Source organism: Arthrobacter nitrophenolicus (assembly GCF_045833485.1).
In the GTDB taxonomy this organism is placed as follows: domain Bacteria; phylum Actinomycetota; class Actinomycetes; order Actinomycetales; family Micrococcaceae; genus Arthrobacter; species Arthrobacter nitrophenolicus.
Genome location: NZ_CP174504.1, coordinates 1,940,609 through 1,959,642 on the forward strand (window position 1 = coordinate 1,940,609; position 19,034 = coordinate 1,959,642).

General features: G+C 67.7%; 21 protein-coding genes and 1 pseudogene. 12 read left to right on the top strand and 10 right to left on the bottom strand.

Translation table 11 applies throughout. The annotated features are described in order from the left end of the window. Position 1: 1 nt before the first annotated feature. Positions 2-1,343 (bottom strand): annotated as a pseudogene (locus tag ACJJV6_RS09075) (uracil-xanthine permease family protein). A 193-nt stretch (positions 1,344-1,536) separates the two neighbouring features. On the opposite strand from ACJJV6_RS09075, the gene ACJJV6_RS09080 reads away from it, so the two are divergent. After that, positions 1,537-2,142 carry a malonic semialdehyde reductase gene (locus ACJJV6_RS09080; protein ID WP_009358416.1) on the top strand — a complete coding sequence of 202 codons (606 nt, stop codon included), beginning with the start codon at positions 1,537-1,539 and terminating at the stop codon, positions 2,140-2,142. Between the two features lie 104 nt (positions 2,143-2,246). Next, the gene (locus ACJJV6_RS09085) at positions 2,247-2,789 is read left to right on the top strand and encodes a 2'-5' RNA ligase family protein (RefSeq protein ID WP_009358415.1); all 543 of its coding nucleotides are present in this window, start codon (positions 2,247-2,249) and stop codon (positions 2,787-2,789) included. On the opposite strand, the gene pgm is transcribed toward ACJJV6_RS09085, so the two are convergent. Then, the gene (pgm, locus tag ACJJV6_RS09090; RefSeq protein WP_354176802.1) at positions 2,786-4,450 is read right to left on the bottom strand and encodes a phosphoglucomutase (alpha-D-glucose-1,6-bisphosphate-dependent); all 1,665 of its coding nucleotides are present in this window, start codon (positions 4,448-4,450) and stop codon (positions 2,786-2,788) included. The genes ACJJV6_RS09085 and pgm overlap by 4 nt on opposite strands. A gap of 248 nt (positions 4,451-4,698) precedes the next feature. Here pgm and ACJJV6_RS09095 point away from each other — a divergent pair, with 248 nt between their 5' ends. Next, on the top strand, positions 4,699-5,628 hold the full coding sequence (locus ACJJV6_RS09095; protein ID WP_354176803.1) for a nuclease-related domain-containing protein: 930 nt from the start codon (positions 4,699-4,701) through the stop codon (positions 5,626-5,628). On the opposite strand, the gene ACJJV6_RS09100 is transcribed toward ACJJV6_RS09095, so the two are convergent. Further along, the gene (locus ACJJV6_RS09100; protein WP_009358413.1) at positions 5,588-6,529 is read right to left on the bottom strand and encodes a LysR family transcriptional regulator ArgP; all 942 of its coding nucleotides are present in this window, start codon (positions 6,527-6,529) and stop codon (positions 5,588-5,590) included. The genes ACJJV6_RS09095 and ACJJV6_RS09100 overlap by 41 nt on opposite strands. A 94-nt stretch (positions 6,530-6,623) precedes the next feature. Here ACJJV6_RS09100 and ACJJV6_RS09105 point away from each other — a divergent pair, with 94 nt between their 5' ends. Further along, the gene (locus ACJJV6_RS09105) at positions 6,624-7,196 is read left to right on the top strand and encodes a LysE/ArgO family amino acid transporter (RefSeq protein WP_009358412.1); all 573 of its coding nucleotides are present in this window, start codon (positions 6,624-6,626) and stop codon (positions 7,194-7,196) included. 57 nt (positions 7,197-7,253) lie between these two features. Then, entirely contained in the window at positions 7,254-7,847 is a 594-nt protein-coding gene (locus ACJJV6_RS09110; protein WP_407710359.1) for a DUF4190 domain-containing protein, read from the top strand. Between the two features lie 86 nt (positions 7,848-7,933). On the opposite strand, the gene ACJJV6_RS09115 is transcribed toward ACJJV6_RS09110, so the two are convergent. The 5 genes from ACJJV6_RS09115 to ACJJV6_RS09135 form a co-directional block, all read right to left on the bottom strand. After that, positions 7,934-8,383, bottom strand: coding sequence for a lipopolysaccharide assembly LapA domain-containing protein (locus tag ACJJV6_RS09115; protein WP_407710360.1), 450 nt, complete (start codon positions 8,381-8,383; stop codon positions 7,934-7,936). A gap of 75 nt (positions 8,384-8,458) precedes the next feature. Next, positions 8,459-8,818 carry a hypothetical protein gene (locus ACJJV6_RS09120; protein WP_407710361.1) on the bottom strand — a complete coding sequence of 120 codons (360 nt, stop codon included), beginning with the start codon at positions 8,816-8,818 and terminating at the stop codon, positions 8,459-8,461. Positions 8,819-8,926: 108 nt separating this feature from the next. Then, positions 8,927-9,130, bottom strand: a complete 204-nt coding sequence (locus ACJJV6_RS09125; protein ID WP_407710362.1) for a hypothetical protein — start codon at positions 9,128-9,130, stop codon at positions 8,927-8,929. A gap of 96 nt (positions 9,131-9,226) precedes the next feature. Then, entirely contained in the window at positions 9,227-9,454 is a 228-nt protein-coding gene (locus tag ACJJV6_RS09130) for a hypothetical protein (protein WP_407710363.1), read from the bottom strand. Positions 9,455-9,579: 125 nt separating this feature from the next. Continuing rightward, complete coding sequence (locus tag ACJJV6_RS09135; RefSeq protein ID WP_407710364.1) at positions 9,580-10,986, bottom strand: amidase; 1,407 nt, start codon at positions 10,984-10,986, stop codon at positions 9,580-9,582. A 196-nt stretch (positions 10,987-11,182) separates the two neighbouring features. On the opposite strand from ACJJV6_RS09135, the gene ACJJV6_RS09140 reads away from it, so the two are divergent. The 3 genes from ACJJV6_RS09140 (at position 11,183) to ACJJV6_RS09150 (ending at position 12,787) form a co-directional block, all read left to right on the top strand. Continuing rightward, positions 11,183-11,509, top strand: a complete 327-nt coding sequence (locus tag ACJJV6_RS09140; protein ID WP_407710365.1) for a rhodanese-like domain-containing protein — start codon at positions 11,183-11,185, stop codon at positions 11,507-11,509. Beyond that, entirely contained in the window at positions 11,509-12,489 is a 981-nt protein-coding gene (gene pheA / locus ACJJV6_RS09145) for a prephenate dehydratase (protein WP_407710366.1), read from the top strand. The genes ACJJV6_RS09140 and pheA overlap by 1 nt, the downstream gene beginning before the upstream one ends. A gap of 91 nt (positions 12,490-12,580) precedes the next feature. Continuing rightward, positions 12,581-12,787: a hypothetical protein gene (locus ACJJV6_RS09150; RefSeq protein WP_009358403.1), complete on the top strand. Its 207-nt coding sequence runs from the start codon at positions 12,581-12,583 to the stop codon at positions 12,785-12,787. Between the two features lie 88 nt (positions 12,788-12,875). Here the strand turns inward: ACJJV6_RS09150 and ACJJV6_RS09155 are convergent, their stop codons facing one another. Beyond that, entirely contained in the window at positions 12,876-13,931 is a 1,056-nt protein-coding gene (locus ACJJV6_RS09155) for a diacylglycerol kinase family protein (protein WP_354176808.1), read from the bottom strand. A gap of 92 nt (positions 13,932-14,023) precedes the next feature. Here ACJJV6_RS09155 and serS point away from each other — a divergent pair, with 92 nt between their 5' ends. The 4 genes from serS (at position 14,024) to ACJJV6_RS09175 (ending at position 18,249) form a co-directional block, all read left to right on the top strand. Beyond that, positions 14,024-15,304 (top strand): serine--tRNA ligase, encoded by a 1,281-nt coding sequence (serS, locus tag ACJJV6_RS09160; protein WP_133349787.1) that lies wholly within the window; start codon positions 14,024-14,026, stop codon positions 15,302-15,304. Positions 15,305-15,488: 184 nt separating this feature from the next. Further along, positions 15,489-16,502, top strand: coding sequence for a hypothetical protein (locus ACJJV6_RS09165; protein ID WP_407710367.1), 1,014 nt, complete (start codon positions 15,489-15,491; stop codon positions 16,500-16,502). Between the two features lie 198 nt (positions 16,503-16,700). Beyond that, positions 16,701-17,570, top strand: coding sequence for an HAD family hydrolase (locus ACJJV6_RS09170; protein WP_407710368.1), 870 nt, complete (start codon positions 16,701-16,703; stop codon positions 17,568-17,570). Between the two features lie 94 nt (positions 17,571-17,664). Continuing rightward, complete coding sequence (locus ACJJV6_RS09175; protein WP_133349627.1) at positions 17,665-18,249, top strand: histidine phosphatase family protein; 585 nt, start codon at positions 17,665-17,667, stop codon at positions 18,247-18,249. A gap of 34 nt (positions 18,250-18,283) precedes the next feature. On the opposite strand, the gene ACJJV6_RS09180 is transcribed toward ACJJV6_RS09175, so the two are convergent. Further along, the gene (locus ACJJV6_RS09180) at positions 18,284-18,883 is read right to left on the bottom strand and encodes a hypothetical protein (RefSeq protein ID WP_009358397.1); all 600 of its coding nucleotides are present in this window, start codon (positions 18,881-18,883) and stop codon (positions 18,284-18,286) included. Positions 18,884-19,034: the final 151 nt, after the last annotated feature.

A 19,034-nucleotide genomic window follows, 5' to 3' on the forward strand; every position in this document is an offset into this window, starting at 1 on the left:
CCTAGCGCTTCCTGGGAGCCCGCTTCGCGGCAGCGTTGGCGGCGGCCTTGGCAGCCGGCGGCAGTCCCGCCTGCTCGGACTCCGGTTCCGCCACGGTTCCACGGGCCTTCGCGATGGCCTTCATGCCGTGGTAGATCACCAGCGCGGCCGCCGAACCGAGCGCGATGCCGGTGAAGGTGAGTTCGCCGACGGTCAGCGTGTAGTCGGCGATGCCGATGATCAGCGCCACGGCTGCGGTGGTCAGGTTCACCGGGTTGGAGAAGTTCACCTTGTTCTGTACCCAGATCTTCACGCCAAGGATGCCGATCATGCCGTAAAGCATGGTGGCCGCGCCGCCCAGCACGCCCGGCGGAACGGTGGCGATCAGCTCACCGAACTTGGGTGAGAAGCTCAGCAGGATGGCGAAGATGCCGGCCACCCAGTAGGCCGCCGTCGAGTACACCCATGACGCCGATGTTTTCGGCATAGGTGGTGGTTCCCGAACCGCCGCCGATCCCGGCGAGGACGGTGGCGGCGCCGTCGGCCATCAACGCGCGCCCGGAGACGCCGTCGAGGTTCTGCCCGGTCATCGCGGCCACGGACTTCACGTGGCCGATGTTCTCCGCCACCAGCACCAGGACCACCGGCACGAACAGGCCCAGGACGCCGATGTGGAACTCGGGGGTCTGGAACTGGGGGAGCCCGACCCATGCCGCCGCGTTCATCTTGTCGTAGCTGACTTCGCCGCGGAGCATGGCCACGAGGTAGCCCACCACCACGCCCACCAGGATGCTGAGCCGGCCCAAAATCCCGCGGAACAGGACGCTGACCAGGATGATGGTGGCAAGGGTGACGACGGCGGTGACGGGCGCGGCGGCGAAGTTCTGCTTCGCGGCGGGGGCCAGGTTGAGGCCGATCAGCGCCACGATGGCGCCGGTGACGATGGGCGGCATGAGCCGGTTGATCCACTCCGCGCCGAACTTCTGCACGATGGCACCCACCAGGGCCAGGAGGGCGCCGGCCAAGACCACGCCGCCCAGTGCGCCGGGCACGCCGAACTGCTGCTGGGACGCCATGATGGGGGCGATGAACGCAAAGCTCGAGCCCAGGTAGCTGGGCACCCGGCCCTTGGTGATGACCAGGAACAGCAGGGTGCCGATGCCGGAGAAGAAGAGTGTGGTGGCCGGCGGCATGCCGGTGATGATGGGCACCAGGAAGGTGGCGCCGAACATGGCCACCACGTGCTGCATGCCCACGCCGATGGTGAGCGGCCAGGCCAGCCGTTCATCGGGGGCCACCACGTGGCCTGGCTTGATGGATTTGCCGGTGCCGTGCAGCTTCCACTTGATTCCGAGCATGCTCATGGGAGGGGGCCTTTCAGGGGTGCCGCCGATGGCGAAGATGAATGCCACCAGAATACCGCCAAGCCGTTTGTCCCGGCCGCTGTGGCTAAGGTCACGTGATTTTCGGGAAGAGCAGGGCAGAGGTTGAAGTTGCAAGTATGGACAGCGAAGAGGCCGACCCGGCAGGCGGGGAGGCGCAGCGAAAGGTATGCAAATGACCATTGCCCACGAAGAAGCGGTTATCGATTCGGCCGCCGTCGACGCCATTTTCGCCGAGGCCCGCACCGCCAACACCTTCACCGGTGAAGTCACCGAGGAACAGGCCCAGGCCATCTACGAACTCACCAAGTTCGGCCCCACCGCCTTCAACTCCCAGCCCTTGCGCATCACCTACGTCCGTTCCGACGAAGCCCGCGCCAAGCTCGTGGACGCGCTCATGCCCGGCAACCGCGCCAAGACCGCCTCCGCCCCGCTGGTGGCCATTCTCAGCTACGACACCGACTGGGCCGGCCAGTGGGACAACTTCCTCCCGGGCTACAACGCCCCCAAGGCGATGTACGACGCCAACCCGGAACTGGCCGCGGCCACCGGCAACAACAACGCGCACCTGCAGGCCGGCTACTTCATCCTGGCCGTCCGCTCCCTCGGCTTCGCGGCAGGCCCCATGACCGGCGCCGACTTCGGCGCGATCGACGAGGCCTTCTTCCCCGCCGGAGACCAGAAGAGCTTCCTGGTGGTCAACATCGGCCAGCCCGGTGAGGACGCCTGGGGCGAAGCCAAGCCCAAGTTCGCCTACCAGGACGTCGTCCGCACCGTCTAATACTTCGGATGCTCTATCATTTATGGTCCTTATCCGCCCGAAATGGGAGCCATAAGTGATAGAGCATCGGTGTTTAAGGGGGGGGGCGGTGGGAGACTGGGGCCATGCCTGCACAGCTCCGGAAGCCACCGCGCAACCTCATTTTCGTGGCATTCGTCGAACCGGTGGCCGGGGATGCCGTCTTCCCGCGCACGGACTGGCCGCTGCACATCACCCTGGTGAGGTTCGACGCCGGCAGTCCGGACAGTGCCGACGCGGCGGATCGCGTCGCCGCCCTTGCCGACGCTCCTGCGCGGGCCGCGCTTGGCGCCCGCCTGGCGGTAGCGGAGGACGCGGCCTTCGGGCGGAACGGTTCCGTGGCCGTCAGCCTGGTGGAGCCGCATCCGGCGCTCCAGGCCCTGCATGAGGCCCTGGTCCAGGCAGTCGCCGCCGTGGAGGGCAGGATCCTTACGCCGCGCCACACCCTTTCCGGCTACCGCCCGCACGTTTCGCACCACGGCACCGGCCCTGGCCTGAAGCGGCTGAACCCGGGCGACGCCGTCGTGCTGGACCGGATCGCCCTGGTGGACATGGCGCCGGATGGTGACCACACCATCCGGCGCGTCCTCCGCCTGTGGACCCTGGATCCGGGGAAGGAAACCGCCTAGGCGATGACGCCGTCCACCAGCGCCTTGGCCTCGGCCTGCACCTGCTTGAGGTGCTCCTCGCCCTTGAAGGACTCGGCGTAAATCTTGTACACGTCCTCGGTGCCGGACGGGCGCGCAGCAAACCAGGCGTTCTCCGTGACCACCTTGAGCCCGCCGATGGAAGCGCCGTTGCCCGGCGCCTCGGTGAGCTTCGCCGTGATCTCCTCGCCCGCCAGGGACGTCGCGGTGACGTCCGCAGCGGACAGCTTGCCCAGCTTGGCCTTCTGCTCGCGCGTGGCGGCGGCGTCGATCCGGGCGTAGACCGGCGAACCGAACCGGTCCGTCAGGCCCTTGTACAGCTGGGACGGGGACTTGCCCGTGACGGCGGTGATCTCGGACGCGAGCAGGGCCAGCAGGATGCCGTCCTTGTCGGTGGTCCAGACGCTGCCGTCCTTCTTGTTGAACGAGGCGCCGGCCGATTCCTCGCCGCCGAAGGCGCCCTCGCCGGACAGCAGGCCGGGCACGAACCACTTGAAGCCCACCGGGACCTCAACAAGCTTCCGGCCCAGGCTTTGTGCCACGCGGTCGATGATGGAGGAGGACACCAGGGTCTTGCCCACCACCGAGGCAGGGTTCCAGCCGCTGCGGTTCCGGTACAGGTAGTCGATGGCGACGGCGAGGTAGTGGTTGGGATTCATCAGCCCGCCGTCGGGGGTGACGATGCCGTGCCGGTCGGCGTCGGCGTCGTTGCCCGTGGCCACGTCGAAGGCCGGCTGGCCGGAGGAGGAAGCGTCGGACATCCGCTGGATGAGGGATGCCATGGCCGACGGCGACGAGCAGTCCATCCGGATCTTCTCGTCCCAGTCCAAGGTCATGAACGCCCACTGCGGGTCCACGGTGGGGTTCACGACGGTCAGGTTCAGCTGGTGCCGCTCGCCGATCTCGCCCCAGTAGTCAACGGACGCCCCGCCCATGGGGTCGGCGCCGATCCTGACGCCGGCCTCGCGGATTGCGTCAAGGTTGAGCACGGACGGCAGGTCGTCGACATAGCTGCTGAGGAAGTCGAACTTGCCGGTGGTGTCGGCGGCCAGGGCCTCGGCGACCGGGATCCGCTTCACCCCGCGGAGGTCGTTTTCGAGCAGTTCGTTGGCGCGGTTGGCAATCCAGCCGGTGGCGTCGGAGTCGGCGGGGCCGCCGTGCGGAGGGTTGTACTTGAAGCCGCCGTCCGCGGGCGGGTTGTGGCTGGGGGTCACCACGATGCCGTCAGCCTGCGGTGCCCCGGGTGCGGCCTTCCGGTTGTAAGTGAGGATCGCGTGGCTCAGGGCCGGCGTGGGGGTGTAACCGTGCCGGGCGTCGACGAGGACCTGGACACCGTTGGCAGCCAGTACCTCCAGCGCGCTGTTCTGCGCCGGTTCGCTCAGCGCGTGCGTGTCCTTGGCCAGGAACAGGGGACCGGTGACGCCCTGCGCTGCCCGGTACTCCACGATGGCCTGCGTGATGGCAACGATGTGCTTTTCGTTGAACGACGCCTTGAGGCTGGATCCGCGGTGCCCGGAGGTGCCGAACACAACGCGCTGCCCCGGATCAGCGAGGTCCGGCGTGATGTCGTAGTACGCGTCGAGGAGCGCAGTGATGTCAACAAGGTCCTGGGGTTGGGCAAGTGTGCCCGCGCGGCTAGCCATGGCACCAGCATGCCAGAACCTCGCGGCAGTCAAAACGAACCGCCCACATTCCGGCCCCTGTGACGGCGGCACGTCATCAACAGCAGGGCCGTGAACCAAGTAGCCAACCTGAGTACACGGGCGAAAAGTACTTATATACCGGCCCCTGCACGCCCTGTTACTTTCGGAAAATCCGGAAGAACATCCGCAGGCAAGGACGACGGCGGCCTGCCGCCGCCGTCGCGACGGCAGGGAAGCAGGGACCAACCATGGGGGCAGGAGACGGAGCGGCCGAGCAGTCCCGGCTGGCTGCTGAGCGGGTTGCCAGGCTCAAGCGCCAGCTCGACCAGGCCGAGCGTGCCACGAAGGCGTGGGACGCGGGGGCCGCGGGCGAACGGGTGGTGGCGGACAAGCTGAGTGAGCTGGTTCCCCGCGGCTGGTACGTCCTGCACGACGTGCACTGGCCGGGGCGCCCGAAGGCCAACCTGGACCACGTGCTGGTCGGCCCCGGCGGCGTTGTGGTGGTGGATGCCAAGAACTGGACCGGTGAGGTGCGGGTGGCATCCGGGGTGCTCTGGCAGGGCCGCTACGCACGTACCCAGGCGGTGGAGGGTGCGCTGGCGCAGTGTGCCGCCGTCGCGTCCATCCTTTCTCCGCCGTACCGCAGGCTGGTCCGGCCGCTCATCTGCATGGCCGCCCAGCCGGACCTGTTCGGCGTCACCAACTCCGACGTCGCCGTCGCCGGGGCGCAGCGCGTCGTGGGGGCCATCGAGTCGTTGCCGGCCGTGCTGGACCAGAAGGCGGTGGTGGGGCTGTACGAGCACCTCGGCCAGCAGCTCACGCACGAACAGGAGCCCGGCATCACTGCCTTCCGGAATGTGCGGCCTGGAACCGTGGTCCGCCCGGCGGGAGGGTTGCCACCCGGAGGCGCGCATACGGAAAGCCAGCGCACGGAAAGCCAGCGTACGGAAGGCCCGCGCGCGGAGGGGGCCAATGCGGGCGGCAACCGGACCCGCAGCGGCAGCATCGCGCGGCATCCGGCCGGGCGTGGACTCCCCGGCGGCAGCCAACCGGGAACCGCCCGGCCCGGCAGGAGCATCAAGGCACATCCGCACGGCGGAACAAGTGCCGGCAGGCTGGCACTCCTCGCTGCTTTCGTTATCTTCGCCGTGTACGTCCTGCCGTACTGGACCCGCTAGGCCCCTTGCCCGTCCTGCGCTCCGCCGCGGCGGGCAGCAGCCGGTGACGGCCGGCGTCCCGGATGGTCCGGGTGATCCGGTGCAGCCGCGCCGAGTCGAGGGTCCAGGACTGCCAGTAGAGGGGCACGTCCTCGTGGACGTCCTCTTGCAGCAGCACCAGTGACCCCTCGGACAGCTCATTACCAAGCTGCAGTTCCGGAACCATGCCCCAGCCCAGCCCGGCTTTGATGGCTGCCAGGAAGCCCTCGGACGAGGGGACGGTGTGCGTCGGAGGCGACTGTTCCACGCCCTTGGCCGCCAGCAGCTGGCGCTGGAGGTTGTCCTTGGCATTGAACTTCAGCACCGGCATGTCCGCCCAGTCCGCACCGCCGGCACCTCCGAACTGCCGGTGCAGGCCGGCGGCGGCCACCGGGATGTACCGCATATGGCCCAGCAGTTCCACCCGGCAGCCGTTGACGGGGACGGGATCGGAGGTCACGGCGCCCATGACGTCGCCCTGGCGCAGGAGCTGGCTGCTGTAGCCCTGGTCTTCGACGTGCAGGTCGAGCGTGGTGTCCTGCCAGCCTGCGGCTTCGTGCAGGACCGGAACGAACCAGGTGGCCAGCGAATCAGCGTTGACGGCGACCGGCAGCTGGGCGCGCGACGCGACGCCGTTGCCGAGGGCTGCCGAAGCTTCCGCTTCCAGGACCTGCACCTGGCGCGCCATCCGAAGCAGCACCACCCCGGCGTCGGTGGCGGTGCAGGGCACACGGCGGCGCACCAGGACCTGGCCTGTCGAAGCTTCCAGTGCCTTGATGCGCTGGCTGACAGCCGACGGCGTGAGCCGCAGGAGGTCTGCAGCAGCCTCGAAGGTGCCTTCATCGATGACAGCGGTGAGGGCGCGGAGGTGTTCGAAGTTCATGAAGTAATTCTAATGATCCCTAAGAATCAATCGTTTGTCTTCATCTTCTTACCTCCGTACCGTCGGAGGCATGTGGATGACAGGAATCATCGGAATGCTGACGGGCTTGGCTCTGATCGTGGCGATCGGCGCGCAGAACGCCTTCGTCCTGCGGCAGGGGATCCGCCGGGAACACATCGGCGCCGTCGTGGCCGTGTGCATGGTGGGCGACGCCGCCCTCATCCTCGGCGGCACCGCCGGGATCGGCGCCCTGGTCACCCGCTTCCCCGAGGCGCTGGAGGTGCTGCGCTGGGGCGGCGCCGTCTACCTGGTGTGGTTCGCCATCAGGTCGTTTGCCGCTGCGCTGAAGCCCTCCGGCCTCCACGATGAACCGCCCCGGTCAAAGGGATCCGTGGTGGCCACAACGGTGGCGCTGACTTTCCTGAACCCGCACGTGTACCTCGACACCGTGGTGCTGGTGGGCAGCCTCGCCAACCAGCAGGGCCCGGACCTGCGGTGGGTGTATGCCGGCGGGGCGGTAGCGGGCAGTGTCCTGTGGTTCTCGGCGCTGGGCTACGGTGCGCGCGCGCTCGCAGGCGTCCTGGGCAGCCCCCGGACCTGGCGCGTGGTGGACCTGGTGATCGGTATCGTCATGCTCGCCCTGGCGGTGAAACTCGTCCTGCATTGACGGGTCCGGGAAGCGGGGCAGGCGATAGGCTGGAACCAAAATTCCAGGGGGAAAACCATGACTGACCAGCCTTCCCAGCGCCCTGATTCCCAGTGGCCCGACTCCTCGCGCAAACCCGCCTCCGAGCCCGGGGTACCGCCGTCGGGCGCTGAAACCCCGTCCGGGTACGAGCCGCCCCGCTTCGTGCCGCCGTACGGATCGGACGCGCCGTCCGCGCCGTACGGATCGGACGCGCCGTCCCAGCCGGCCTATGGCCAGGGACCCTACGCCCAGGGCAACCAGTACGGCGGACAATACGGTGGAAGCCAGTACGGCGGCGGCCAGTACGCGCCGGGAACCGCGCCATACTCCCAGCCGGCAGGCCCCTATGGGCAGCCTTCCTACTACGGTGCGCCTGCCGAGCCCAAGACGCTGAGCATCGCCAGCATGGTGTGCGGCATCGCCTCCGTCATCATGGGGTGGCTGCTGCTCCCGCAGATTGCGGCGATTGTGACCGGGCATATGGCGCTCAAGCGCGAGCCGTCCGGCAAGGGTATGTCCATCACGGGACTGGTGCTGGGCTACCTGTGCCTGCTGGGCTACGGGGCGTTCTGGCTGCTGCTCATCATCGGGCTTGCCTACGCCGGCACCAGCGGATCATATACCTACTAAAATCCAGATTGCTCTATCACTTGTGGTCCCTAAACCCGGGGCTTAGGGACCACAAGTGATAGAGCAACGTAGGTTGGTGCGCTGGCCTACCTGCGCTGGCCGGTCCGCGCGCGGCGGGCGTTGGCGCGGAGCTGAAGAATGCGGGCGCCACCGGCCACCGCCACCAGGACCCCGCCGGTAACGCTGGCGATGAACAGGGCCATGCCCAGCGGGACGGCACCTTCGAAGCCAAGGAACCGGACCAGCACCAGGTCCTGGTTCTGCAGGATGAAGACGATGAGCAGGATCAGCAGGACCAGCGCTGCCACCACGGCAGCCCAGACGACGCCGGCGCGCGTCACCCGCGGTTCGACCGCCGCGGGCTGGGAGGCTGCAGGGCCGGACGTCACGGGACTTGTAGGCGCGGGGCCGGTGGGCGCACCTGCCCGCCCCTGGTTCGGAGCTGCGGTTCCGCCGGCGCGTTCAGCCTGGTAGTTCTTGTCGGGCCCCGGCTCTGGCTGGCCCCCGGTCCCCGGTGTGTACTGTCCAGCACTCATTACCGTCCCCTTCCGCGATCATAAGCATGCTTACCATGCCACCTTAGCCGGAGGGTTTCGGCCGGCACAACACTGCTACGTGCCGGCGATGCGCTCCACATGCTCGCGTTCCGCCGCCGTGAGTTCGCCCGGTGCAGCTTCCAACAGGGTCCACCGGGAGGATTTTCCGTCCGGGCCGGCCATGGATCCGCGGCCGAGGGCCGCCCCGATCCGACGGCGGACCTCGCCTTCCTGGGCATCCTCCGCCGCGAAGATGGTCCGCAGCCTCAGCGTGCCGGCGACCAGCTCGGTTGCCGTGTGGTGGGCAGCGAGCGGGCAGGGCGGAGGGTGCTCCCAGCTGCCGCACAAAGCTTCTGTGATTGCTGCCCCCGGCGCTGCTGGATCGGCGTCGGCGTCCATTCGAAGGGCGGCCACGTGCACGAACTGTCCCTGCATGCGTCAATTCTCCTGTCTCCGGCAATTCTCTCGGGTACGGGCCGGCCCGGAAGCGCCTTGCACGGCAGAAGGGCCTCCAGTGGAGGCCCTTCTGTGGTCAGCGGCGCGTTACACCCGTTCCCTGCTCCGTTCAGCGGAGGGGGTGCGGGGAGTTGGCGTCCTGCGCCAGTTCGGGAAAGCCCAGAACGTGTAGTCCTGCGCCTTGATCCGCGGCTCCGGGGTCTCCGCCGGAGTGTCCTGCTCGGCTTCAGGCCGGCGGTCGGCTTCCTTCTTGCGTTCCCACCCGAAGTCCTTGTTGTATCCGTAGCACATCACAGACCTCCTCATAGTGACTGCCCTTTAATCGTCCTCCTGATCCGCGGGGGAGTCGACACTCTGCGGCTACATTCGGGATCCGCGTGAGGGCTGTCAGGAGGAAGCGCCGGCCACCGACTCGGCCTCCTGCGGTCCGTGGAACTCGCACGGTCCCTGGTGGCGGAGCGGGAGGAGGCAGGTCCTGCCGGTCGGAAGGTGCACCAGGGCGCAGCGGCCGGTCATGGCGAGGTCTTCCCGGACCGTGGCATTGCTCAGGTCCGGCCGGGAATCCCCGAAGGAGCGGGTTTTGCCGGTGGCAGGGGCGGGGATTTCAGCGTTCATGCGGGCAACTCCTCGTCGAGCATTGGCCAGGTGGAGGATGCAATGGGTGACGCCCTTAAGAGTCTGTACCTGCCGGGTTACAGGAGGGTTAAAGCTGCGTTAGGTGCAGGTCAACATCAGGCCGGCTAGAAGCCCAGCTGGCGCGCCACCTGCAGGAGCAGCAGCTCCGAACCTGGCTGGCCCACCAGCTGGATCCCCATCGGAAGGCCCTGTCCGGGGGCCGTGCCCGTCCAATGCACCGGAATGGTGATGGCCGGCAGTCCGCACACATTGACCATTGAAGACCATGGGGCGAATTCGCACTGCCGCCGGTAGTCGCCGTCGGCATCCCCCGGCCACTGCGCGGCAGGCCAGCGGTCACCGCCGTGTGCGGTCCCGGTGAACCAGCCCACCGGACGCGGCGTCTGGGCTAACGCCGGCATCAGCATCAGGTCCCACTGCGCATACTGGGCCACTGTGTCCTGCTGGAACTTCCGCAGGAATGCGAGTGCTTCGGCAAGCTTGGCCGGGCTGCGCTGCTGGGCCCGGCGGCGGAAGGTGCGCGTCAGCGGGGCAAGCAGGGCTTCACGCTGCGGGCTGATCCGGGCAGCGCCCACTCCCGCGGTCCAGGCGGTGGTGAAAGCCTCCGGGTAGCGGTTGTCATAGCGGACGGCGGCGTCGGCAACCGCATGCCCGGCGTGCGCCAGGAGCCTTTCCCCGGCCTCAAGGGCGTCCAGCGCTTCCCGCTCCGGCGTGAACGGGTACGTGCCGGACCAGGGGCTGTCCAGGGTGACGCCGATCCGCAGCCGGGGCGGCTCCTGCCCGATCGCCCGCAGGTACCCGCCGCCGGGCACCATGGCATCCAGCAACAGCGCTGCGTCCGCGGCGCTTCTGGCGAGTGGCCCCGGCACCACCAGCCGGGCAGGATCCCCCTGGCTCTCCCCGGCGGGCACCAGGCCCCTGCCCGGCTTCAGTCCCACCAGCCCGCAGGCCGCCGCGGGGATGCGGACGGAACCGCCGCCGTCGGTCCCGGGAGCGAAGGGGAGCAGGCCTGCCGCCACGGCGGCAGCGCTGCCGCCCGAGGACCCGCCGGAGCTCCTGCTGGGAGCGTGGGGATTGCGCGACGGCGGCGCGATCCGGTTTTCGCTGTAGGCCGTCAGGCCGAACTCGGGAACCTGCGTCTTGCCCAGGCAAATCACGCCGGCTTCCTTCATCAGCGCCACCAGGGGCGCGTCCGCCGGTGCGGGCTTGTGCTCCAGGGCGGCGCTTCCGTGGGTGGTGACGACGCCCGCAACGTCCGTGAGGTCCTTGAAGGCCAGCGGCATGCCATGCAGGACGGGCAGTTCCTCCCGGGCCGTGCCGGAACGCCGGGCATCCGCTGCACGCGCCTCCGCCATAGCTTGGTCCGCCGTGACGGTGATGAAGGCGCCAAGCATCGGGTTGCGCTGCTCTATCCGCGCCAGGAAATGGGCGGTAACGTGCGCTGCCGAAACGTCTCCATCCCGCAGGCTGCCGCGCAATTCGACGGCGGACAGTTCGTGGAGCTCAGCCACCGTGCTTCGGTTCGGTGCGCTGGCTGGCGGCGCCGGTCCGGGCGGTTGTGGAGCCGGCCGGGATGCCGGGCTTGTCTGCGGGCACGCGTCCTCCTTTGGATTCCCTAGAAGAGTAACTTGCCCGCTCCGCAGGGCCCGGCGCCGGCCAAAGCACTAGGCTTTAAGCTGACTCCGATCCGCCACGACAGGACTTGCCATGAGTGATTTCGATACCGTTCCCGTCCACGACATCCCCGACGGCGCCGTGGTGCTGGATGTCCGGGAGGACTATGAATGGGTGGCGGGGCACGCCGAGGGGGCAGTGCACATTCCCATGGACCAGATCCCCGCCCGGCTCGACGAGCTCGACCCGGACGAGGACCTCTACATCATCTGCCGCACCGGCGGACGCTCGTTCCGGGTGGCGCAGTGGCTCACCGGCCAGGGCTACACCGCCATCAACGTGGCCGGCGGCATGGACCAGTGGCTGGAGCTCGGAAAACCCCTGGTCTCGGACAACGGGCTGAAGCCGATCGTCCTCTGATGCCCGCCATACCGGCCACCTACGCCTTCCTCGGTCCCGAGGGAACCTTCACCGAGGCCGCCCTGATGCAGGTTCCGGACGCCGCGGCGGCCACCCGGCTCCCGGCGTCGAACGTCAACGCCGCGCTGGACCTGGTTCGCGAAGGATCCGCCGGCGCCGCGATGGTTCCCATCGAGAACTCGGTGGAGGGCGGCGTCACCGCCACCCTGGACGCCATCGCCGGCGGCACCGAACTGCGGATCATCAGGGAGGTCCTGGTGCCCATCAGCTTCGTCCTGGTGGCCCGGCCCGGTGTCCGGCTGGAAGACGTGCGGCGGGTCTCCACCCACGGCCATGCCTGGGCGCAGTGCCGGCTGTGGATGGACAGGCACCTTCCGGCTGCGGAATACGTGCCCGGATCCTCGACGGCTGCCGCAGCAATGGGCCTGCTGGCCGAGGACTGCCACTACGACGCCGCGATCTGCGCGCCGCTCGTGGCCCGGGAACAGCCGGGGCTCTCCGTGCTGGCCGAGAACATCGGGGACAACCCCGGGGCCGTGACCCGCTTCGTCCTTGTCAGCCGGCCCGGCCTGCTCCCCGAGCGGACAGGTGCTGACAAGACCACTGTGGTGGTTCCCCTTCCGGAAGACCGCCCGGGTGCCCTGATGGAGATCCTGGACCAGTTCGCCAGCCGCGGCGTGAACCTGAGCCGGATCGAGTCCCGCCCCACGGGGCAGTACCTGGGGCACTACTTCTTCAGTATCGACGCCGACGGCCACGTAGGCGACGCCCGGGTTGCCGATGCCCTCGCCGGCCTGCACCGGATCAGCCCCAATACCCGGTTCCTCGGCTCCTACCCGCGGGCCGACGGACAGGAAACCGCAGAGGAAGCCCACACCTCCGACGCCGCGTTTGCTGCGGCGCAGGCATGGGTGGCGTCCCTCCTTGATCCGGCATCAGAAGCGGCGGAAAACGCTTCCGCCGCTTCGCCCACAGCGTAGGCAATTGGCGTTCCGGGTACTTCCCGGGGCTGTGGACAGTGCGTATGCTTACTTGATCCATACGGATGGCCCCTAACGAAGGGAGCGGGTCATGACCAGCAGCAGCACCGAGAACGATGGCCAGGGAATGATTGTCAATCCCCGGCCCACCGCCGATAACCAGGACTGGGACGGTGACGATGCAGACCGTGCTGACCGCCTGCGCTTCGAAGAGGAACAGGCCATGATCCGCGAGCAGTCCGAAGCCCGCGCCGCAGCAAAGGCCGCCGCCGAGGCCGCCAAGGACTCAAGCGACTAGGACCCCGCCAGCCGTTTCCCCACTCCGGACTACCCAACACAAAACGTATCCGTCCCCAAGGCACCCGCCGGACCCGCCGGCGTCGTCCTTACATCCGGCCTTTGACCCTGACCAGCAGCGACCGTGGATCCACCTGCACGGTGAGCCGCGTGGCCTCACCTGACGTGTCGCCGTCGAGCTGGGTGGGCATGGGCTCGGGGCAATCGATCACGATCCTGCCGGAGCGGTAGACCGTCATGATCGGCAGCTTTCCGCTGTGCTTGAACATGATCTTCATGTACATCAGCAGCCAGCCGAGGGCACTGCGCGGGCTCATGACCACCACGTCCAGCATGCCGTCGTCGATCATCGCCTGCGGGATGAAATCGATGCCGCCCGGGACCAGGCCGCAGTTGGCAAAGAGCACGCTGCGGATGTTCCGGACCTGTTCGGGGCCGCCGTCCAGCGAGATGGAAACCTTCTTCCGCCGGCCGGGAAGGTGCCGCATCCCGGCCTCGGTGTAGGCCAGCCAGCCCACGGCCTTCTTCAGTCCGTCATTCGTGTCGGCAAGCACCTCGGCGTCCATGCCGATTCCAGCGATGACCAGGAAGACGTGCTCGGAGGAGTGCCCGGTGCGGGAATTGGTGATTCCCATCCGCGCCGTGTCGATGAAGCGCTGCCGGCCAAACAACGAAATCTGGACGTTGCCCTGCAGATCGTTGACGTCCAGCTCCAGGTTGCGTGCCAGCAGGTTTCCCGTTCCCAGCGGAACGATGCCCATGGCCACGCCGGTGTGCGCCAGGGACTCGGCCACCACCCGGACCGTGCCGTCACCGCCGCCCACCAGGACGACGTCGGGCTTGGTTGCCAGGGCGGCCCGCGTCTGGGAGTAGCCGGGATCATCCGCGGTGGTCTCGAAAAACGCCGGCTCTTCCCAGCCTGCAGTCTGGCAGGCACGCCGGATGGCGTAGGTGGCGTCGTCGGCCCGCGCCTTAATGGGGTTCAGGATCACCGCCACCCGCTGCCGGGTGAGCCCGGATTCATGGGCGTCCCCGCCCACTGCGCTGCGCACGTGGAGGGCCTTGAGCTTGCGCACGCCCCACCAGCTGGAGATGGCGAAGGCAAGCGCCACCCCGATCAGTAGGTAGAGAATCCAGTCGCTCATGGTGGTTCAACAGTAGCCCGGCGGAAGGCGGCCCGTTCCGGCACGCTCCGTAACCGCCCGACGTCGTGCATTCTTTTGGATACCCTTGGATGGTGATCGACGTAAAAGACCTCAGCGAAAACCCGGACAAGTTCCGGGCCAGCCAGCGCGCCCGCGGCGCGGACGAATCAGTGGTGGACGCGATCATTGCCGCGGATTCCGCCCGCCGGGCAGCGTTGATCCGCTTCGAAAACCTGCGGGCCGAGCAGAACGCCTTCGGCAAGAAGGTGGCGCAGGCCAAGGGCGAGGAGAAGCAGGCCCTGCTGGCAGAGGTCAAGGAACTGGCCAACTCGGTCAAGGCGGCGTCCGCCGAAGCCGATGCCGCGCAGACCAAGCAGGAGGAACTCCTGCGCACCATCCCCAACCTCATCGAGGACGGCGTTCCCGAGGGCGGCGAGGACGACTACGTTGTGGTCAAGACCGTCGGTACGCCGCGCGAATTTCCCGACTTTGAGCCGCGCGACCACCTGGAGATCGGCGAGCTGATCGGCGCGATCGACATGGAACGCGGCGCCAAGGTGTCCGGCGCACGCTTCTACTTCCTCCGCGGCGTGGGCGCCCGGCTGGAGATGGCCCTGCTGCAGATGGCCATGGACCAGGCCATCGAGAACGGCTTCGTCCCGATGATCACCCCCACCCTGGTGCGTCCCGAAACCATGCAGGGCACCGGCTTCGATGTGAAGCACGACGCCGAGATCTACCGTCTCGCCGAAGACGACCTTTACCTGGTGGGCACCTCCGAGGTTTCCCTGGCCGGCTACCACGCCGACGAGATCCTGGATCTCTCGGCGGGCCCCATCCGCTACGCCGGGCAGAGCTCCTGCTACCGGCGCGAGGCGGGATCGCACGGCAAGGACACCCGGGGCATCATCCGCGTGCACCAGTTCAATAAAGTGGAGATGTTCATCTACACCACGGTTGAGGAAGCTGCCGCCGAGCACCAGCGGCTGCTGGCGTGGGAAGAGGAAATGCTGGCCAAGTGCGAGCTGCCGTACCGCGTCATCGACACCGCCGCCGGCGACCTTGGCACCTCCGCCGCCCGCAAGTTCGACTGCGAGGCGTGGGTCCCCACGCAGGGCGCCTACCGCGAGCTGACCTCCACCTCAAACTGCACCACGTTCCAGGCCCGCCGCCTCAACATCCGTGAGCGGGCTGTTAATGCGGATGGTGTTGCCAAGGGCACCCGGGCTGTTGCCACGCTCAACGGCACCCTGGCCACCACCCGCTGGATCGTGGCGCTGCTGGAGCACCACCAGAACGCTGACGGCTCCGTGAACGTCCCCAAGGCGCTGCAGAAGTACCTGGGTGGCCTCGAGGTGCTTCCGGTTCTGTAGCCCGGGTTTGTTTGGTCGCTCCCAGGCTTGTCCGCGGATCAGTGCCCTCAAGGGCCGGATGTGCGAACAAGCCTGGGACCGATGCGCAACTCTATGGTTTGCCGGTGCCCTTCGTTTTCCCCGGCTATCCACATAGCAGGGCCGTCCCCCTGACCGCCGGCTGTCCGGCCATCATTCTGGAGGGATGGACGTTCCGCCTGGACTGATCGACTCTGCCGCTGTTCTGCGCACAGGATCCGGCACCGACCGCATCCACCGGGAATTCCGGGCCGGGAAACTGGTACGGATCCGGCGCGGTTTCTATGTGCCCACCAATGACTGGGTAGCGGCCCAACCGTCGCACCGCTTCGCCTGGTCGACGGTGGCAATCACCAGGTCAATCAACGGTGCAGTACTGACCGGACAAACAGCTGCCCTGGCCAGCGGGCTGCCCACTCTCGGCACTCCGGCTTTCGTTGAGCTTGCCACCACACAGCCGGGACGCAGCGGTGCCAGGAAGTCGTCACTTCAGGTGCTGGGCGAGGACAGCACGGCCTTGGAGGCGCGGAAGATTCGCTCATATCCGCTCCGCTACTGCCTCAGGTCGGGTATGGAGCCGGTGCGCCACGGTGAATTCCTCTGTGTGGGACTGGCCCAGGTGACGGCCGACATTATGGCTTCCGCAGCGCTCAGCGAGGCGTTGGTTGTGGCGGACGGAGCCGCGCGCAGGCTAAGTGGCCAATGGACGATTGCGCCGGGGTCAGGTTTGATGTCCGTGCCTGAAATGGCAGCCGCCATCTCGGCGCAGCCTAATGAAGCGGCCCGGCAACGGGCAGAGTTCGTGGCATCGCTGGCAAGCCCGCTGCCGGAATCGGTGGGCGAATCCTACAGCCGGGCTGCATTTGAGTTCCTTGGATTCGAGCAGCCGGTCCTCCAGCAGGTATTTAACGACCGGAACGGCTTCATCGGCAGGAGTGACTTCTGGTGGCCGCGGCAAAGAGTCGTAGGCGAGTTCGATGGCAAGGCGAAGTATGTTGACCCGGCAATGCGGAGCGGGATCTCGGCAGACGAAGCTGTTTACCGGGAGAAACTCCGGGAAGACCGGATCCGCGCCTTGGGGTATACCTTCGTGCGGTGGGCTTGGAGTGATGTCCAAAGCCCGGACCGCCTTAAGCGCAAGCTCCTGGCTGCCGGCCTCCGTCCACGACAGAAACGCTGAGGCCCGGCGCCGTTCCCGGGCTTGTTCGCGACTCCTAACCATCAAGGCACGGAACGGCGAACAAGCCAGGGGTTGAGGCGGTGGAGCTGCCAAGGTAAACACTCACACGGGGGACAACCTGTGAGTATTAACCCGGTGTTCAGCCAACCTGTGGCGCGCGTCCTACCCGGTGTCATGGCCTTCTGCTCTACTAGATGAATGACAACGCTGACTGAAAACACAGTCGCCGGCAACGATGACCGGCGAGAAAACCAGAACAACACCGAGGGCCAGAATGGCCGGAAGCTCATGATCGCCCTGGACGTGGACGGCACGCTCGTGAACCATGACGGCCACATGTCGCCGGGTGTCCGGGAAGCTGCGCAGGCCGTAGTGGGCGTGGGACATGAAGTCATGATTGCCACCGGCCGGTCCCTGAATGCCACCCTGCCCATCATCGAGAAGATCGGGATCGAGCGCGGCTACGCCGTGTGCTGCAACGGCGGCGTGACCCTGCGCCTTCACCCCGAACTGGAGGACGGCTACGAGGTCATCCACAAGGCAACCTTCGATCCCGCCCCCGCACTCCGCGCCCTCCGGGAACGGCTGCCGTCCGCCAAGTACGCCCTGGAGGACGCTGACGGCAACTTCCTCTCCACCGAGCGGTTCCAGGACGCCAGCTTCGGCGTGGAAGCCGTTGGTGTGGATTTCCACACCATGCTCGAAGCCACGGCAGTGCGCGTGGTGGTGTTCAGCACCGAAAACACCCCGGAGGAGTTCAACGAGGCCATCCGCCACATAGGACTCGCCGGCGTCACCTACTCCGTGGGCTGGACCGCGTGGCTGGACATTGCCGCAGCAGGGGTCACCAAGGCCAGCGCCCTGGAGAACCTCCGCCTCCAGCTGGGCATCGATCCGGACCTCACCGTTGCCATCGGCGATGGCCGGAATGACATCGAGATGCTTGCCTGGGCAGGCCGGGGCGTGGCCATGGGCCAGGCTCCGGAGGAAGTGCTGGCCGTGGCTGACGAAGTCACCCACTCAGTGTTCGACGACGGCGCCGCCCACGTGCTGCGCAGCCTCCTTTAGGGATACGTCCGGATGGCCCGGTGAACCGGCTGCGGGCGGACGGTGAGGGCTGCCTGGTCCTGACCCCGCCGCCAGCCAAGGCAGAATAGGAACCATGACCCTTACGACGTTCGCCCTCGTCCGCCACGGCCAGACTGACTGGAACGCCGAGCGCCGGCTGCAGGGAGCCACTGACATTCCCCTGAACGACGTCGGCCGCGGCCAGGCGCGTGACGCCGTCGCCGTCCTCGCCCCGTACCAGTGGGACGCCATCGTCTCCTCGCCGCTGAGCCGTGCGGCCGAAACAGCAGACCTGATCGCCGAAGGCCTGGGCCTGGCAGTGGCCCGGCGCGTACCGGAACTGACCGAACGCAGCTTCGGCCCGGCCGAGGGCATGCAGGCAGGGCCCGAGCTGGAGGCCCTGCGCGTCCCGGGCGGCTTCAAGGGCGCCGAGAGCGAGGACGAGGCAGCAACCCGCGGCCTCGCCGCGCTGGAAGCCCTCGCCGACGAGTTCCGCGGCCAGCGCCTCCTGGTGGTCACGCACGGCACGCTGCTCCGCGTCACCCTGAGCCGCGCCACCGGGCAGACCCTGACGAGCGTCAACAATGCCGTCCTCAACCTGGCGCACCACCACACCATCGACGGGTGGCAGCTTGAATACTTCAACGGGGAGCCTGTGCTGGCGGCCACCTCAAGCTAAATACAGTCCCGACGGCGGCCGGCGGCTTTGCCGGTCAGCGCACCTCGAGGATCAGTCCCAGCAGCCGGGCCGCCGCCGGCCGTGCTGCGTGCTCCTCGTTCCACTGCGCCCGCGCCACCGCCTTGCTGACGGCCTGGGTGGTGATGCCCAGCTCCTGCGCCACGGCCTTCTGCTGCCCACGGACGCCGGGCGTCAGCAGGTCGAGCACCCGCCACTCGGCGCCGGACCTGTCGCGCACAATGTGGCCGAGCAGCCGGAGCACCGCCTCGGCGTCGTGCGCCACGTCAGCCAGCGGACCCTCCACCGCCACAGGAACGCGGTCCTTGCTGCTGCGCAGCCGGTCCACTGCCCGCCGCGCGTAGACCAGGCCGTGTCCGGAAGCATCCTTGATCTGGTTGGGCAGCGGCTCGTTCACCGGTCCCACCCCGATCCCCACATACCATAAGCCGCTGCGCAGGGCGATCAGCGCCGCATCCACCGCCTGGTGCGGGCAGTCGACGATGCCCTGAACCTCGTCCTCCACGGAGCGGTCAAAGTCCAGGCGCGCCGGAATATGCCGCAGGTCCTTGAGAAGCTGCGGAACCCGGTCCCCATCGCGCCGGCTGTCCGTTTGATTGATAGTCAGCGTGAACATTCTGGCTACACACTACCCGGTGGTAGGAATCCCGGAACTCGTGTGTTACGGCTGGTCAAGCCGTAAGACGGACCCGATCCTGCCGCCGGCAGTTGCCTCGGCCCGGCCCATCTGTTGCGATGGAGTGACGGCTGCCGGAAGGCGGCGGACG